Source organism: Pseudomonas sp. R76 (genome assembly GCF_009834565.1).
Lineage (GTDB): Bacteria > Pseudomonadota > Gammaproteobacteria > Pseudomonadales > Pseudomonadaceae > Aquipseudomonas.
This window is the reverse complement of sequence record NZ_CP019428.1, coordinates 5,236,202-5,251,320: the sequence shown is the minus strand read 5'-3', so window position 1 is coordinate 5,251,320 and position 15,119 is coordinate 5,236,202. Positions and strand designations below refer to the sequence as shown.

Sequence of the window (15,119 nt, the reverse complement as noted above, 5' to 3'; positions counted from 1 at the left end):
ATTGCGACGCAATATGTCGCATTGCCGTAAACCCGCGTAAAACCGGGGTTGGCGCTATAAGAAGTTGTCGCTTGGCGACAAGGTGGCGCTGAAAACTGTCCTTACAATCCCTGCATCGTCTGCCAGTTCCAGGCAGGCGTTCCTCTTCAGGAGACTCCGATGTCCGTTGAGCAAGCCCCGGTGCAACGTGCCGATTTCGACCAGGTCATGGTTCCCAACTACGCACCTGCCGCCTTCATCCCTGTGCGTGGCGCAGGTTCGCGCGTGTGGGACCAGGCGGGTCGCGAGCTGATCGACTTTGCCGGCGGCATCGCGGTTAACGTATTGGGCCACGCCCACCCGGCATTGGTCGGTGCACTGACCGAACAAGCCAACAAGCTGTGGCATGTCTCCAACGTGTTCACCAATGAGCCGGCTCTGCGCCTGGCGCATAAGCTGATCGACGCCACCTTTGCCGAGCGCGTGTTCTTCTGCAACTCCGGCGCCGAAGCCAACGAGGCCGCGTTCAAGCTGGCCCGTCGCGTTGCGTTCGACCGTTTCGGCACCGAGAAGTACGAGATCATCGCCGCGCTGAACAGCTTCCACGGCCGTACCCTGTTCACCGTTAACGTTGGTGGCCAGTCGAAGTACTCCGACGGTTTCGGGCCGAAAATCACCGGTATCACCCACGTGCCTTACAACGACCTGGATGCGCTTAAAGCCGCCGTATCGGACAAGACCTGCGCCGTGGTGCTGGAGCCGATCCAGGGTGAAGGCGGTGTATTGCCGGCCGAACTGGCTTACCTGCAAGGTGCCCGCGAGCTGTGCGACGCCAACAACGCGCTGCTGGTGTTCGACGAAGTGCAAACCGGCATGGGCCGCAGCGGCCACCTGTTTGCCTACCAGCATTACGGCGTGACGCCCGACATCCTCACCAGCGCCAAGAGCCTGGGCGGCGGTTTCCCGATTGCGGCGATGCTCACGCGCGAAGACCTGGCCAAGCACTTGGTAGTCGGCACCCACGGCACCACCTACGGCGGCAACCCGCTGGCGTGTGCGGTGGCCGAAGCGGTGATCGACGTGATCAACACCCCAGAAGTGCTGGCCGGCGTGAATGCCAAGCACGAGCTGTTCAAGGCGCGCCTGGAGCAGATCGGCAAGCAATACGGGATCTTCACCGAAGTACGCGGCATGGGCCTGCTGATCGGTTGCGTGCTCAGCGATGCGTTCAAAGGCCGTGCCAAGGACGTGTTCAACGCGGCCGAAAAAGAAAACCTGATGATCCTGCAAGCCGGCCCCGACGTGGTGCGTTTTGCCCCGAGCCTGGTGGTGGAAGAGGCCGACATCAACGAAGGCCTGGATCGTTTTGAGCGTGCCGTGAAGACGTTGACGCAAGCCTGATGGACCGTTCGGCGCCTGGTGAACAGGCGTCGAGCAAAAATTTTGTATGCCGGACCGAATCAAATGTGGGAGCCGGTTTCTGTGGGAGCTGGCTTGCCTGCGATAGCCTCAACTCGGTGAAACACCTGCACCGAGTTGTCTGCATCGCAGGCAAGCCAGCTCCCACAAAAGACTCCCCACATTGGATCTGTGTGAATCCAGATCCTGTGTCCGGCATTTTTCCCTCTGTGAGTTTTTCGAGTTAAGGAGTGACACCATGCTGGTGATGCGCCCCGCGCAAATGGCTGATCTGGGCGAGGTACAGCGTCTGGCTGCGGACAGCCCGATTGGTGTCACCTCCTTGCCGGATGATGTGGAACGCCTGAGCGACAAGATCGCCGCCAGCGAAGCGTCCTTCGCGGCCGAGGTCAGTTTCAACGGTGAAGAAAGCTATTTCTTCGTGCTCGAAGACACCGAGACCGGCAAGCTCGCCGGCTGTTCGGCCATCGTCGCATCCGCCGGTTATTCGGAGCCGTTCTACAGCTTTCGTAACGAAACCTTCGTGCACGCCTCCCGCGAGCTGAAGATCCACAACAAGATCCACGTACTGTCCCAGTGCCACGACCTGACCGGCAACAGCCTGCTCACCAGTTTTTATGTGGTGCCGGAGCTGGTCGGTTCGCCGTGGTCTGAACTCAACTCCCGTGGCCGCCTGCTGTTTGTCGCCAGCCACCCCGAGCGCTTTGCCGACTCGGTGGTGACCGAGATTGTCGGCTACAGCGACGAGAACGGCGACTCGCCGTTCTGGGACGCCATCGGCCGCAACTTTTTCGACCTCAACTACGCCGCCGCCGAGCGCCTGTGCGGGCTGAAAAGCCGCACCTTCCTCGCCGAGCTGATGCCGCACTACCCGATCTACGTACCGCTGCTGCCGGATGCAGCCCAGGAAGCCATGGGCCAGGTGCACCCGCGTGCCCAGATCACCTTCGACATCCTGATGCGTGAAGGCTTTGAGACCGACCATTACATCGACATCTTCGACGGCGGCCCGACGCTGCACGCAAGGGTCTCGGGCATTCGCTCGATCGCCCAGAGCCGCGTGGTGCCGGTGAAGATCGGCGAGATGGTCAAGGGCGCCGGCCGCCAGTACCTGGTGAGCAACGCGCAGTTGCAGGATTACCGCGCGGTGATGCTGGACCTGGACTACGCGCCCGGCAAACCGGTGACCCTGGACCTGGAAACCGCTGAAGCCCTGGGTGTCGGCGAGGGCGCAAGTGTGCGCCTGGTCGCGGTTTAAAGAATTGAGTGTCGCGGGTGGCTGCCAGGCAGCGGCCCGTTTGAGGAGATAGCATGATCGTTCGTCCCGTACGCAGCAGCGATTTACCGGCCCTGATTGATCTGGCGCGCAGCACCGGCACCGGCCTCACCACCTTGCCGGCCAACGAAGAGCGCCTGACTCACCGGGTTGGCTGGGCAGAAAAAACCTTTCGCGGCGAAGCCGGGCGCGGCGATGCCGACTACCTGTTCGTGCTGGAAAACGACGAAGGCCGCGTGGTGGGTATTTCCGCCATCGCCGGTGCCGTCGGCCTGCGCGAGCCTTGGTACAACTTCCGGGTCGGCCTGACGGTCAGCGCCTCCCAGGAGCTGAATATCTACCGCGAGATCCCGACGCTGTTCTTGGCCAACGACCTCACCGGCAATTCCGAATTGTGCTCGTTGTTCCTGCACGCCGATTACCGCAACGGCCTCAACGGCCGCATGCTCGCCAAGGCGCGCATGCTGTTTATCGCTGAATTCCCGCAGCTGTTCGGTAACAAGATCATTGCCGAGATGCGCGGCGTGTCCAACGACGCTGGGCGCTCGCCGTTCTGGGAAAGCCTGGGCCGGCACTTCTTCAAGATGGAATTCAGCCAGGCCGACTACCTCACCGGCGTAGGCAACAAGGCGTTTATCGCCGAGCTGATGCCGAAGTTTCCGCTGTACAGCTGCTTTCTGTCCGAAGACGCGCGCAATGTGATCGGCAAAGTCCACCCGGACACCGAGCCAGCGCTGAGCATGCTCAAGAGCGAAGGCTTCAGCTACCAGGGCTATGTCGATATTTTCGACGCCGGCCCGGCAGTGGAGTGTGAAACCAGCAAAATCCGTGCGGTGCGCGACAGTCAGTCACTGGTGTTGGCCATCGGCACGCCGGGGGACGACGCCACGCCGTTCCTGATCCATAACCGCAAGCGCGAGGAGTGCCGCATTACCGCCGCTCCGGCCCGGCTGGCGGCAGGCACCTTGGTGGTCTACCCGCAGACCGCCAAACGCCTGCAACTGGTGGTGGGTGATCAAGTGCGTGCTGTTGCGTTGTCTGCTGCTCGGGAGTCGAAATAATGAATTCGCTGTATATCGCAGGTAGCTGGCTGGCTGGCCAGGGTGAACTGTTTGAATCGCGCAACCCGGTGACCCAGCAAGTGCTGTGGGCCGGCAATGGCGCCACTGCCGAGCAGGTTGAGTCCGCCGTGCAGGCTGCACGCCAGGCGTTTCCAGGCTGGGCGCGGCGCCCGTTGGAAGAGCGCATCAGCGTGCTGGAAACCTTCGCCGCCACGCTGAAAAGCCGCGCCGATGAAATCGCCCGCTGCATCGGTGAAGAAACCGGCAAGCCGCTGTGGGAATCGGCCACCGAAGTCACCAGCATGGCCAACAAGATCGCGATCTCGGTGCAAAGCTACCGCGAGCGTACCGGCGAAAAGAGCGGCCCGTTGGGCGACGCCACCGCCGTATTGCGCCACAAACCCCACGGCGTGGTGGCGGTGTTCGGCCCTTACAACTTCCCGGGCCACTTGCCGAACGGGCATATCGTTCCGGCGTTGCTGGCGGGTAATACCGTACTGTTCAAACCGAGCGAGCTGACCCCGAAAGTCGCCGAGCTGACCGTGCAATGCTGGATCGACGCGGGTTTACCGGCGGGCGTGTTGAACCTGCTGCAAGGCGCGCGGGAAACCGGCATCGCGCTGGCGGCCAACCCGGGCATCGACGGCTTGTTCTTCACCGGTTCCAGCCGCACCGGCAATCACTTGCATCAACAATTCTCCGGTCGCCCGGACAAGATCCTGGCGCTGGAAATGGGCGGCAATAACCCGCTGGTGGTCGACGAAGTCGCTGACGTGGATGCGGCGGTCTACACCATCATCCAGTCGGCGTTCATTTCTGCCGGCCAGCGTTGCACCTGTGCGCGTCGCCTGTTGGTGCCGCAAGGCGCGTGGGGCGATGCGTTGCTGGCGCGCCTGGTGGCGGTGAGCGCGACGATTGCAGTCGGCGCGTTTGACCAACAACCGGCGCCGTTCATGGGCTCGGTGATTTCCCTGGGTGCGGCCAAAGCCTTGATGGACGCGCAGGAGCTGATGTTGGCCAATGGCGCCGTGGCGCTGCTGGAAATGACCCAGCCACAGGATCAGGCTGCGTTGCTGACGCCGGGCATTATCGACGTGACCGGCGTGACCGAGCGCGAAGATGAAGAGCTGTTCGGCCCGCTGCTGCAAGTGATCCGCTACGCTGATTTTGCCGGGGCGATTGCCGAGGCCAACAACACCCAGTACGGTTTGGCCGCGGGCTTGTTGTCGGATTCCGAGGCGCGCTACCAGCAGTTCTGGCTGGAAAGCCGCGCCGGTATCGTCAACTGGAACAAACAACTGACCGGCGCCGCGAGCACCGCGCCGTTTGGTGGTGTTGGGGCCTCGGGCAATCATCGCGCCAGCGCTTATTACGCGGCGGATTATTGTGCGTACCCGGTGGCGTCGCTGGAGACGCCAAGTTTGGTGGTCCCGGCAACGCTAACCCCCGGCATTACGCTGAAGTGAAGGTGACACCGATCTAATGTGGGAGCTGGCTTATGTGGGAGCTGGCTTGCCTGCGATGCAGGCGACTCGGTCTTCCAGTACAACCGAGGTGATGCCATCGCAGGCAAGCCAGCTCCCACAGTTGATCGGGTTTACAGATAGAGAGTAGCGGTGGTGTGAAGACTGCTATTGAAGCCTATAAAAACAGATGTTCGTGGAGCCTCGCCGATGAAATCCTATGAAGTCAATTTTGACGGTCTAGTGGGGCCGACCCATAACTACGGCGGTTTGTCCTACGGCAACGTCGCGTCCCAAAGCAATAGCCAGCAGTCTTCGAACCCCAAGGAAGCGGCGCTGCAGGGCCTGCAAAAAATGAAAGCCCTGATGGACATGGGCTTTGTGCAAGGCGTGTTGGCGCCGCAGGAACGGCCTGACGTGGCGGCTTTGCGCAACCTCGGTTTCAGCGGCAGCGACGCTCAAGTCATCCAGCAAGCGGCGAAGCAAGCCATGCCGCTGCTGGTTGCCAGCTGCTCGGCCTCGAGCATGTGGGTGGCCAACGCCGCCACCGTCAGCCCGAGCGCCGATACGGCGGATGGCCGCGTGCATTTCACCGCCGCCAACCTCAATTGCAAATACCACCGCAGCATTGAGCACCCGACCACCAGCCGCGTGCTGGGCGCGATGTTTGCCGACCAGAAGCACTTCGCCCACCACGCCGCGTTGCCGGCGGTGGCGCAGTTCGGCGACGAAGGCGCGGCCAACCACACGCGTTTCTGCCGTGACTATGGCGAAGCGGGCGTCGAGTTCTTCGTGTTCGGCCGCAGCGCGTTCGACACCCGTTACCCGGCGCCGCAGAAATACCCGGCGCGCCAGACCCTTGAAGCCTCCCAGGCCGTCGCGCGCCTGCACGGCTTGAAGGATGACGGCGTGGTCTACGCTCAGCAGAACCCGTCAGTGATCGATGCTGGCGTGTTCCATAACGACGTGATCGCAGTGGGCAACGGCGAGGTGCTGTTCTATCACGAGGACGCGTTCCTCAATACCGAGCAGATGCTGGGTGAACTGCAAGGCAAGTTGGGCAAGCTGGGCGGTAACTTCCAGTCGGTGTGCGTGCCTCGCGCCCAGGTCAGTGTCGAGGACGCGGTGCGTTCTTACCTGTTCAACAGCCAGTTGCTGAGCCGCCCTGACGGTTCGATGCTGCTGATCGTGCCGGAAGAGTGCCGCGCCAACGAACGCGTCTGGCAATACCTGCAAGGCCTGACGGCATCGGGTGGGCTGATTCGCGAAGTGAAAGTGTTCGACCTCAAGCAAAGCATGCAAAACGGCGGCGGGCCGGCGTGCCTGCGTTTGCGTGTGGCCTTGAATGAAACTGAGCTGGCGGCGGTGAACCCAGGCGTTATCATGACCGCGCCGTTGTACGAGACACTGACCCAATGGGTCGACAAGCACTACCGCGACAGCCTGCGTGAAACCGACCTGGCTGACCCGCAATTGCTGCTTGAGTGCCGGACGGCACTGGATGAACTGACGCAAATCCTTAAACTGGGCTCGGTTTATCCTTTCCAGATCAATTAACGCCACCTCTTTTTACACCCTATGGCTGAGAATTATTTATGACCACCGACACCCTGAAACTGATCCTTGAAGACACCGACGGCACCCAGCTGGAAACCTCCTGCACCCGCGTCGCCGTGGTCTGGCAGGGCAAGGAGATCTGGATCCAGCACGACGGCCGTGGCCAACTGCTGATCGGTGTGGACGTGGAAGAAGGCGACGCCGAGTACGCCAACCTGCTGATGCGCCCATTGGCCACCAACCTGATGAGCCTGCAGCTGGAAATGGAACCGGCCGACGTCGAAGGTGATGACGACGATCACGTCCATGGCCCTGGCTGCAACCACTAAGGAAGCCGCTTATGCTCGCCCTCGGCAAACTGCTTGAACTGACCCTCGCCGGTCGCGAACCGGCGCAAAAAATTCAACTGACTGTCGACGGCGTGCAGATGCGCTGGCTCAGCGAGGGCGCGCTTGAAGTGCGCCCGCCGCAGGCCCAGGACAACGGCAGCGACTTGCTGCTGTCGTCCGGCATCCATGGCAACGAAACCGCGCCGATCGAACTGCTCGACCGCCTGTTGCATGGCATCGCCCGTGGGGAGATCAAGCCCCGCAATCGCATTCTGTTCCTGTTCGGTAACCCCGAGGCCATGCGCCGCGGCGAGCGTTACGTTGAGCTGGACGTCAACCGGCTGTTCAACGGCCGTCACGAACAAAACATCGGCCCGGAGGCCATGCGCGCCGCCGAGCTTGAGCAACTGGCCCGCAGCTTCTTCAGCTTGCCGGGCCGCCCGCGTCTGCATTACGACCTGCACACTGCCATTCGCGGCTCGAAGATCGAGCAGTTCGCGCTGTACCCGTGGAAAGAAGGTCGTCAGCATTCGCGCCACGAGCTGGCGCGCCTGTGCGCGGCCGGCATGCAGGCCGTGTTGCTGCAGAACAAAACCTCGATCACCTTCAACGCGTTTACCTACGAGCAACTGGACGCCGAAGCCTTCACCCTGGAATTGGGCAAGGCGCGGCCGTTCGGGCAGAACCAGGGCGTGGATGTTTCCCGCCTGGAGGCGCGCCTCAAGCAGATCATCGAAGGCACCGAGCCTGCCACCGAGAGCTTGGAAGGGCTGCAGCTGTTTGCAGTGTCGCGTGAAGTGATCAAGCACAGCGACGCGTTCCTGCTGCACTTGCCGGCTGATGTGGAAAACTTTTCGCCGTTGGCGAAGGGCTATCTGCTGGCCGAAGACGTGGCCAAGACCCGCTGGGTGATCGAGGAGGAGGGCGCCCGCATCATCTTCCCGAACCCGAAGGTGAAGAATGGTTTGCGCGCAGGGATATTGATTGTGCCGACTACGGATGCTGGGTTGGCTTGAGGCCCGGTACTGTCTCGGTCAATTGTGGGTGCTGATTTGTGTGGGAGCTGGCTTGCCTGCGATGCCGTCACTTCGGTATGTCAGTCACACAGCGGTGATGCTATCGCAGGCAAGCCAGCTCCCACATAAGCCAGCTCCCACAAAAAACCCAGCTCTGAGGCTGGGTTTTGTGGTGTTGCTTAGACGGCTACGGCACGCGGTTCGCTGCGACGAATAGCGCGAACCTTGTGCAGTGTGTCGGCGCAGGTACGCGCAGCTTCCTGGCCCTTGTGCACGAAGTGCTCGTAGAAAAAGGTGTGGTGCTCAGTGCCCGCATGGAAGTGGTGCGGTGTCAGCGATACCGAGAACACCGGCACTTCAGTTTCCAGCTGCACTTGCATCAGGCCGCTGACCACCGATTGGGCGACGAATTCGTGGCGGTAGATGCCGCCATCCACCACCAGTGCGGCGGCAACGATACCGGCGTAACGGCCGGTCTTGGCCAGCAGCTTGGCGTGCAGGGGCATTTCAAAGGCGCCGCCGACTTCGAAGAAATCGATGTCCGATTCCTGGTAGCCCTGGGCGATCATTTCGGCGAGGAAGCCTTTGCGCGATTGGTCGACAATATCCTTGTGCCAGCAGGCCTGGATAAACGCGACGCGCTCGCCGTGATGGTTTTTGCTTTTGCTGTCGATTGCGGTGGGTTGCATGTTCTGACTCCTGTTTAAGAAAAAAACAGGGCGTTATGAATCGAATGGGATTTAAGGGTACGAACCGCTACGTCATGCAAGCATGAACCCAGCGTGCGGCCCTTAGGTGCCAATCCCGTTCTCTCTTCATCCGGACTATGACCGTCGGCCCCGGGATCACACCGGGTCTGCTGACCTTGTCGCCGTCCTGCGTGAGCAGTTCGAAGCGCCAAGCGCTCGCGGGCTATGCACATTGCGTGCAATTACCGCCGGTGGGGAATTGCACCCCGCCCTGAGAACGTTGCCGCCAGAACCCTGGCGGCGGAGAGTTTTTAACACGGTTTTTCACAAACTGCACGATTGCCGTATCGATAACCTATATCGGTTTGTTTGGTTGGTATTCGATTGAATTCAGCCAGGGCTTGATATTCCGTGGCTTTGCCCGCAGTAATCATCCACAAAAGGAACTTATCTAACCCGTTAGAGGCGCGTTTCATGTCTGTGATCGACCTGCGTAGCGACACCGTGACCCAACCCACCCCCGGCATGCGTGACGCGATGGCCAGCGCCGTCAGCGGCGACGACGTCTACGGCGAAGACCCAAGCGTCAACCACCTGGAGGCCGAACTGGCCAAGCGCCTGGGCTTCGAGGCGGCGCTGTTCGTGCCCACCGGCACCATGAGCAACCTGCTGGCGTTGATGGCCCACTGTGAGCGTGGCGAGGAATACATCGTCGGCCAGCAAGCCCACACCTACAAATACGAAGGCGGTGGCGCGGCAGTGCTCGGTTCGATCCAGCCACAGCCGCTGGAGGTGCAGGCGGACGGCTCTCTCGACCTGGATCACGTGCTGGCGGCCATCAAGCCCGATGACTTCCACTTCGCCCGCACGCGCCTGCTGGCACTGGAAAACACCATGCAGGGCAAAGTCTTGCCGCTGGAATACCTGGCCAAGGCCCGCGCGTTTACCCGCGAACATGGGCTGGCCCTGCATCTGGATGGCGCGCGTCTCTACAACGCGGCGGTCAAGCTGGGCGTGGATGCGCGGGAAATTGCACGGCATTTCGACTCGGTGTCGGTGTGCCTGTCCAAAGGCCTGGGCGCGCCGATCGGCTCGGTGTTGTGTGGCACCACGGCGTTGATCGCCAAGGCGCGGCGCCTGCGCAAGATGGTCGGCGGCGGCATGCGCCAGGCCGGGTCCCTGGCGGCGGCAGGGCTGTATGCCTTGGACCACCAAGTGCAGCGCCTGGCCGAGGACCATGCCAATGCCCAATGGCTGGGTGATGAACTGCGCCAGGCCGGCTACAGGGTAGAGCCGGTGCAGACCAACATGGTCTACGTGGATATCGGTGATCGGGCCCAGGCGTTGAAGGCTTTTGCGGCCGAGCGCGGGATCAAGTTGAGCGCCGCGTCGCGCCTGCGCATGGTCACTCACCTGGACGTCAGCCGGGCACAGATCGAGCAAGTGCTGGCGACATTTGTCGAGTTTTCCCGAAAATGACAGTGCAGACCGTCTAATTGACTGTTTCTATCACATAAACACGCTGTACCACGGGCAAAGGGCCGATATAATGCGGCCCTTTGCCGTCGCTCCGTCTGATGACGTTTAGCACTGGCCTTTGGCCGCAGCCTCCGTGGAAGAACCTAATGAAAAGCGCAGAAATCCGTGAAGCCTTCCTTCGCTTCTTCGAAGAGCAAGGTCACACCCGTGTCGCCTCCAGCTCCTTGATCCCAGGCAATGACCCCACCCTGCTGTTCACTAACGCGGGGATGAACCAGTTCAAGGACTGCTTCCTGGGCCAGGAAAAGCGCGCCTACACCCGCGCCACCAGCAGCCAGAAGTGCGTACGCGCCGGCGGCAAGAACAGCGACCTGGAAAACGTCGGTTACACCGCTCGCCACCACACTTTCTTCGAGATGCTGGGTAACTTCAGCTTCGGTGACTATTTCAAGAAAGACGCGATTACCTTCGCCTGGACCTTCCTGACCGGCGTGTTGAAGCTGCCCAAGGAAAAACTCTGGGTCACCGTCTACGCGACGGACGACGAAGCGTATGACATCTGGACAAAAGAAATCGGCGTGCCCGTTGAGCGCATGATTCGCATCGGCGACAACAAAGGCGCGCCTTACGCCTCCGACAACTTCTGGACCATGGGCGATACCGGCCCGTGCGGCCCTTGCACCGAGATTTTCTACGATCACGGCGCCGACATCTGGGGCGGCCCACCGGGTTCGCCGGAAGAAGACGGCGACCGTTACATCGAGATCTGGAACAACGTGTTCATGCAGTTCAACCGCACCGCCGATGGCGTGTTGCATCCGTTGCCAGCGCCGTCGGTAGACACCGGCATGGGCCTGGAGCGGATCAGTGCGGTGATGCAGCACGTTCACTCCAACTACGAGATCGACCTGTTCACTAACCTGCTGAGCGCTTCGGCCGCGGCCATCGGTTGCGCCAACGACAATCAGTCGTCGCTCAAGGTGGTGTCGGACCACATCCGTTCCTGCGGCTTCCTGATCGCCGACGGCGTGTTGCCGTCGAACGAAGGCCGTGGCTATGTGCTGCGCCGCATCATCCGTCGCGCCTGCCGTCACGGTAACAAGCTGGGCGCCACCGGCAGTTTCTTCTACAAAATCGTTGCCGCGCTGGTGGCCGAGATGGGCGATGCCTTCCCGGAACTCAAGCAGCAGCAAGCCAACATCGAGCGCGTACTCAAGGCTGAAGAAGAGCAGTTCTCCAAGACCCTGGAGCACGGCCTGAAGATCCTCGAGCAGGACCTGGCTGAGCTCAAAGGCACCGTGGTGCCGGGCGATGTGGTGTTCAAGCTGTACGACACCTACGGTTTCCCGATGGACCTGACCGCCGACATCGCCCGTGAGCGCGAGCTGACCGTCGATGAAGCCGGTTTTGAGCGTGAGATGGAAGCCCAGCGTGTACGCGCACGTTCCGCCAGCTCCTTTGGCCTGGACTACAACACCTTGGTCAAGGTGGATGTGGCCACTCAATTCACCGGTTATCAGGCCACCGTTGGCTCGGCCAAAATTGTTGCCATCTATAAAGACGGCAAATCGGTCGACGTGTTGAACGAAGGCGAAGAGGCTGTGGTGGTCCTGGACCAGACGCCGTTCTACGCCGAATCCGGTGGCCAGGTCGGTGACTGTGGCTTCCTGAGCTCCACGTCCGGTCGCTTTGAAGTGCGCGACACCACCAAGACCGGCGGTGCGTTCCTGCACCACGGTGTGTTGGTATTGGGCAACTTGACCGTCGGCGCGCCGGTGGACACGCAGGTCGATGCCGACGTACGGCATGCAACCGCTTTGAACCATTCGGCCACTCACTTGCTGCACGCCGCGTTGCGTCAGGTATTGGGTGAGCATGTGCAGCAGAAGGGGTCGTTGGTTGATAGCCAGCGCCTGCGTTTCGACTTCAGCCACTTTGAAGCGATCAAGCCTGAGCAGATCAAGGCGCTGGAGGACATCGTCAACGCCGAGATTCGCAAGAACACCCCGGTAGAAACCGAAGAAACCGACATTGAGACGGCCAGGAACAAAGGCGCCATGGCGCTGTTCGGCGAGAAGTACGGCGACGAAGTGCGCGTACTGAGCATGGGCGGCAGCTTTTCGGTAGAACTGTGTGGCGGTATCCACGCCAACCGTACCGGCGACATCGGCCTGCTGAAAATCATCAGCGAAGGCGGTGTGGCGTCGGGTGTGCGTCGTATTGAAGCGATTACCGGTGCTGCGGCCCTGGCTTACCTCAATGCGGCTGAAGAACAACTCAAGGAAGCGGCCGGCCTGGTCAAGGGCAGCCGTGACAACCTGGTCGACAAGCTGTCCGCCGTACTGGAGCGCAACCGTGCGCTGGAAAAACAGCTGGAGCAGTTGCAGGCCAAGGCGGCCAGTGCGGCGGGCGACGATCTGTCGGCCTCTGCCCTGGACGTCAAGGGTGTGAAGGTTTTGGCAGTACGCCTGGACGGTCAGGATGGCAAGGCGCTGTTGGCCTTGGTCGATCAGTTGAAGAACAAGCTCGGCCGCGCAGTGATCCTGCTCGGCGGTGTCCATGAGGAGAAGGTCGTTCTGGTTGCCGGTGTAACCAAAGACCTGACTGGCCAACTCAAGGCCGGTGATTTGATGAAGCAAGCCGCCGCGGCAGTGGGCGGGAAGGGCGGTGGTCGTCCGGACATGGCGCAAGGCGGTGGTGTAGACGCCGGTGCCCTGGACGCGGCCCTGGCCCTGACCGTGCCGTTTGTCGAGGCTGGCATTTAAGGCGCTGTTCATGAGCCCATGGTCTAGTCATGGGCTCGCTCCGGTGCTGGAAGATTTGTTTTTATTGGGCGCCCCTTTACGGGCTGAGGCGGCTTAGAAATGGCTTTGATCGTACAGAAATTTGGAGGCACCTCGGTCGGCTCTGTCGAAAGAATCGAGCAGGTCGCCGACAAGGTTAAGAAATTCCGCGATGCCGGCGACGACCTGGTGGTGGTGCTGTCGGCCATGAGCGGCGAGACCAATCGCCTGATCGATCTGGCCAAGGCAATCAGCGGCGATCAACAGCCGCTGCCGCGTGAGCTGGATGTGATCGTATCCACCGGCGAGCAGGTAACGATTGCCTTGCTGGCCATGGCGCTGAACAAGCGTGGCGTGCCTGCGGTGTCCTACACTGGCAGTCAGGTGCGTATCCTGACCGACAGCGCACATACCAAGGCGCGCATCCTGCAGATTGATGACCAGAAAATCCGCACAGATCTGAAGGCCGGGCGCGTGGTAGTAGTAGCTGGCTTCCAGGGTGTGGATGAGCAGGGCAACATCACCACGCTCGGTCGTGGCGGTTCGGACACCACCGGCGTGGCGCTGGCAGCAGCTCTGAAGGCTGATGAATGCCAGATCTATACCGATGTGGACGGTGTGTACACCACCGACCCGCGTGTGGTGTCCGTGGCCCAGCGCCTGGACAAGATCACCTTCGAAGAGATGCTGGAAATGGCCAGCCTCGGTTCCAAGGTGTTGCAGATCCGCGCGGTTGAGTTCGCCGGCAAGTACAACGTTCCGCTGCGCGTATTGCACAGCTTCAAAGAGGGTCCGGGCACCCTCATTACTATTGATGAAGAGGAATCCATGGAACAGCCGATCATTTCCGGCATCGCTTTCAACCGCGATGAAGCCAAGCTGACGATCCGTGGCGTGCCGGATACTCCGGGCGTGGCCTTCAAGATCCTCGGTCCTATCAGTGGCGCGAACATCGAAGTCGACATGATCGTGCAGAACGTTTCGCACGATAACACCACCGATTTCACCTTCACCGTGCACCGTAACGAGTACGATGCGGCGGAGCGGATCCTGCAGAACACTGCGAAGGAAATCGGTGCCCGTGAAGTGGTCGGCGATACCAAGATTGCCAAGGTGTCGATCGTGGGTGTGGGCATGCGTTCCCATGCCGGCGTTGCCAGCCGCATGTTCGAGGCCCTGGCCAAGGAAAGCATCAACATCCAGATGATCTCCACCTCGGAAATCAAAGTCTCGGTGGTGATCGAAGAGAAGTACCTGGAACTGGCTGTACGCGCGCTGCATACCGCTTTTGAGCTGGACGCTCCGGCCCGACAGGGCGAGTGATGCGATACCAGGAAGGCGCGGCTTACCGCGCCTTTCATTTTTTTGTCGGGCGCATGTTCTTTTTGGTGCGCTCGACAATACTTAGGCGGTAGGGCTATGACCTTTGGGTTGTAGGTCGAAGGCCTTTTTTTTGCAGACTGTTGTTCCTGAACTGAAATGCGTGAGGAGAAAGGTATGCTGATTCTGACTCGTCGTTGCGCAGAAAGCCTGATTATCGGTGATGGCGAAATCACCGTGACCGTGCTCGGCGTCAAAGGCAATCAAGTACGTATCGGGGTTAACGCTCCGAAAGAGGTAGCGGTCCACCGCGAGGAAATCTACCTGCGGATCGAGAAAGAGAAGGACGAAGAACCAAGCCTTTAATTTTTATCGTTTTTTATGTTTGCAAACGGGGATGAACGTGGTTAATATACGCCCCGTGTTGCGGAGAGCTGGCCGAGTGGCCGAAGGCGCTCCCCTGCTAAGGGAGTACACCTCAAAAGGGTGTCGGGGGTTCGAATCCCCCGTTCTCCGCCATTATTTGCTTAGTACGTTGCAATCTGGTTTTTTCGCTAAGTTGTTGAAATTAAACGAAAAAATAGCTTTACATAGAGATTGAACGGCCTATAATGCGCGGCAACAAATGCACTCGTAGCTCAGCTGGATAGAGTACTCGGCTACGAACCGAGCGGTCACAGGTTCGAATCCTGTCGAGTGCACCATTTAAGAGTCAGTTGCAGCAATGCAGGTGACTCGGCTTCAACCA

Annotated in this window: 12 protein-coding genes, 2 tRNA genes and 1 riboswitch; of the genes, 13 read left to right on the top strand and 1 reads right to left on the bottom strand. The window is 60.5% G+C overall.

The genetic code is table 11. From position 1 onward, the window contains the following. The first annotated feature begins 159 nt into the window (after positions 1-159). The 7 genes from PspR76_RS23645 to astE all read left to right on the top strand — a co-directional run bounded on the left by PspR76_RS23645 (position 160) and on the right by astE (position 8,100). Positions 160-1,380, top strand: a complete 1,221-nt coding sequence (locus PspR76_RS23645) for an aspartate aminotransferase family protein (protein ID WP_159959194.1) — start codon at positions 160-162, stop codon at positions 1,378-1,380. A gap of 256 nt (positions 1,381-1,636) precedes the next feature. After that, the gene (gene aruF / locus PspR76_RS23640; protein WP_159959192.1) at positions 1,637-2,656 is read left to right on the top strand and encodes an arginine/ornithine succinyltransferase subunit alpha; all 1,020 of its coding nucleotides are present in this window, start codon (positions 1,637-1,639) and stop codon (positions 2,654-2,656) included. Between the two features lie 53 nt (positions 2,657-2,709). Beyond that, a complete protein-coding gene (astA, locus tag PspR76_RS23635) occupies positions 2,710-3,735 on the top strand; it encodes an arginine N-succinyltransferase (RefSeq protein WP_159959190.1) in 1,026 nt (341 codons plus the stop codon). Further along, complete coding sequence (gene astD, locus PspR76_RS23630; RefSeq protein WP_162530311.1) at positions 3,732-5,201, top strand: succinylglutamate-semialdehyde dehydrogenase; 1,470 nt, start codon at positions 3,732-3,734, stop codon at positions 5,199-5,201. Before astA ends, astD begins: the two co-directional genes overlap by 4 nt. 207 nt (positions 5,202-5,408) lie before the next feature. After that, a complete protein-coding gene (gene astB / locus PspR76_RS23625; RefSeq protein ID WP_159959186.1) occupies positions 5,409-6,755 on the top strand; it encodes an N-succinylarginine dihydrolase in 1,347 nt (448 codons plus the stop codon). 38 nt (positions 6,756-6,793) lie between these two features. Beyond that, the gene (locus tag PspR76_RS23620) at positions 6,794-7,084 is read left to right on the top strand and encodes a hypothetical protein (RefSeq protein WP_003214319.1); all 291 of its coding nucleotides are present in this window, start codon (positions 6,794-6,796) and stop codon (positions 7,082-7,084) included. 11 nt (positions 7,085-7,095) lie between these two features. Beyond that, positions 7,096-8,100, top strand: coding sequence for a succinylglutamate desuccinylase (gene astE / locus PspR76_RS23615; RefSeq protein ID WP_159959184.1), 1,005 nt, complete (start codon positions 7,096-7,098; stop codon positions 8,098-8,100). A gap of 179 nt (positions 8,101-8,279) precedes the next feature. On the opposite strand, the gene PspR76_RS23610 is transcribed toward astE, so the two are convergent. Next, the gene (locus PspR76_RS23610; RefSeq protein WP_065874001.1) at positions 8,280-8,789 is read right to left on the bottom strand and encodes a 6,7-dimethyl-8-ribityllumazine synthase; all 510 of its coding nucleotides are present in this window, start codon (positions 8,787-8,789) and stop codon (positions 8,280-8,282) included. Positions 8,790-8,902: 113 nt separating this feature from the next. Further along, positions 8,903-9,072, bottom strand: a riboswitch (FMN riboswitch). Between the two features lie 191 nt (positions 9,073-9,263). Here PspR76_RS23610 and ltaE point away from each other — a divergent pair. The 6 genes from ltaE (at position 9,264) to PspR76_RS23580 (ending at position 15,075) form a co-directional block, all read left to right on the top strand. Beyond that, positions 9,264-10,268 carry a low-specificity L-threonine aldolase gene (gene ltaE, locus PspR76_RS23605; protein WP_159959182.1) on the top strand — a complete coding sequence of 335 codons (1,005 nt, stop codon included), beginning with the start codon at positions 9,264-9,266 and terminating at the stop codon, positions 10,266-10,268. Positions 10,269-10,414: 146 nt separating this feature from the next. Further along, complete coding sequence (gene alaS / locus PspR76_RS23600) at positions 10,415-13,033, top strand: alanine--tRNA ligase (protein ID WP_159959180.1); 2,619 nt, start codon at positions 10,415-10,417, stop codon at positions 13,031-13,033. 99 nt (positions 13,034-13,132) lie between these two features. Continuing rightward, entirely contained in the window at positions 13,133-14,374 is a 1,242-nt protein-coding gene (locus tag PspR76_RS23595; RefSeq protein ID WP_010208327.1) for an aspartate kinase, read from the top strand. Between the two features lie 174 nt (positions 14,375-14,548). Beyond that, positions 14,549-14,737 (top strand): carbon storage regulator CsrA, encoded by a 189-nt coding sequence (csrA, locus tag PspR76_RS23590; RefSeq protein ID WP_159959178.1) that lies wholly within the window; start codon positions 14,549-14,551, stop codon positions 14,735-14,737. 62 nt (positions 14,738-14,799) lie between these two features. After that, positions 14,800-14,890: transfer RNA gene (locus PspR76_RS23585), tRNA-Ser, on the top strand. A 108-nt stretch (positions 14,891-14,998) separates the two neighbouring features. After that, a tRNA-Arg gene (locus tag PspR76_RS23580) sits at positions 14,999-15,075 on the top strand. The last annotated feature ends 44 nt before the right edge of the window (positions 15,076-15,119 follow it).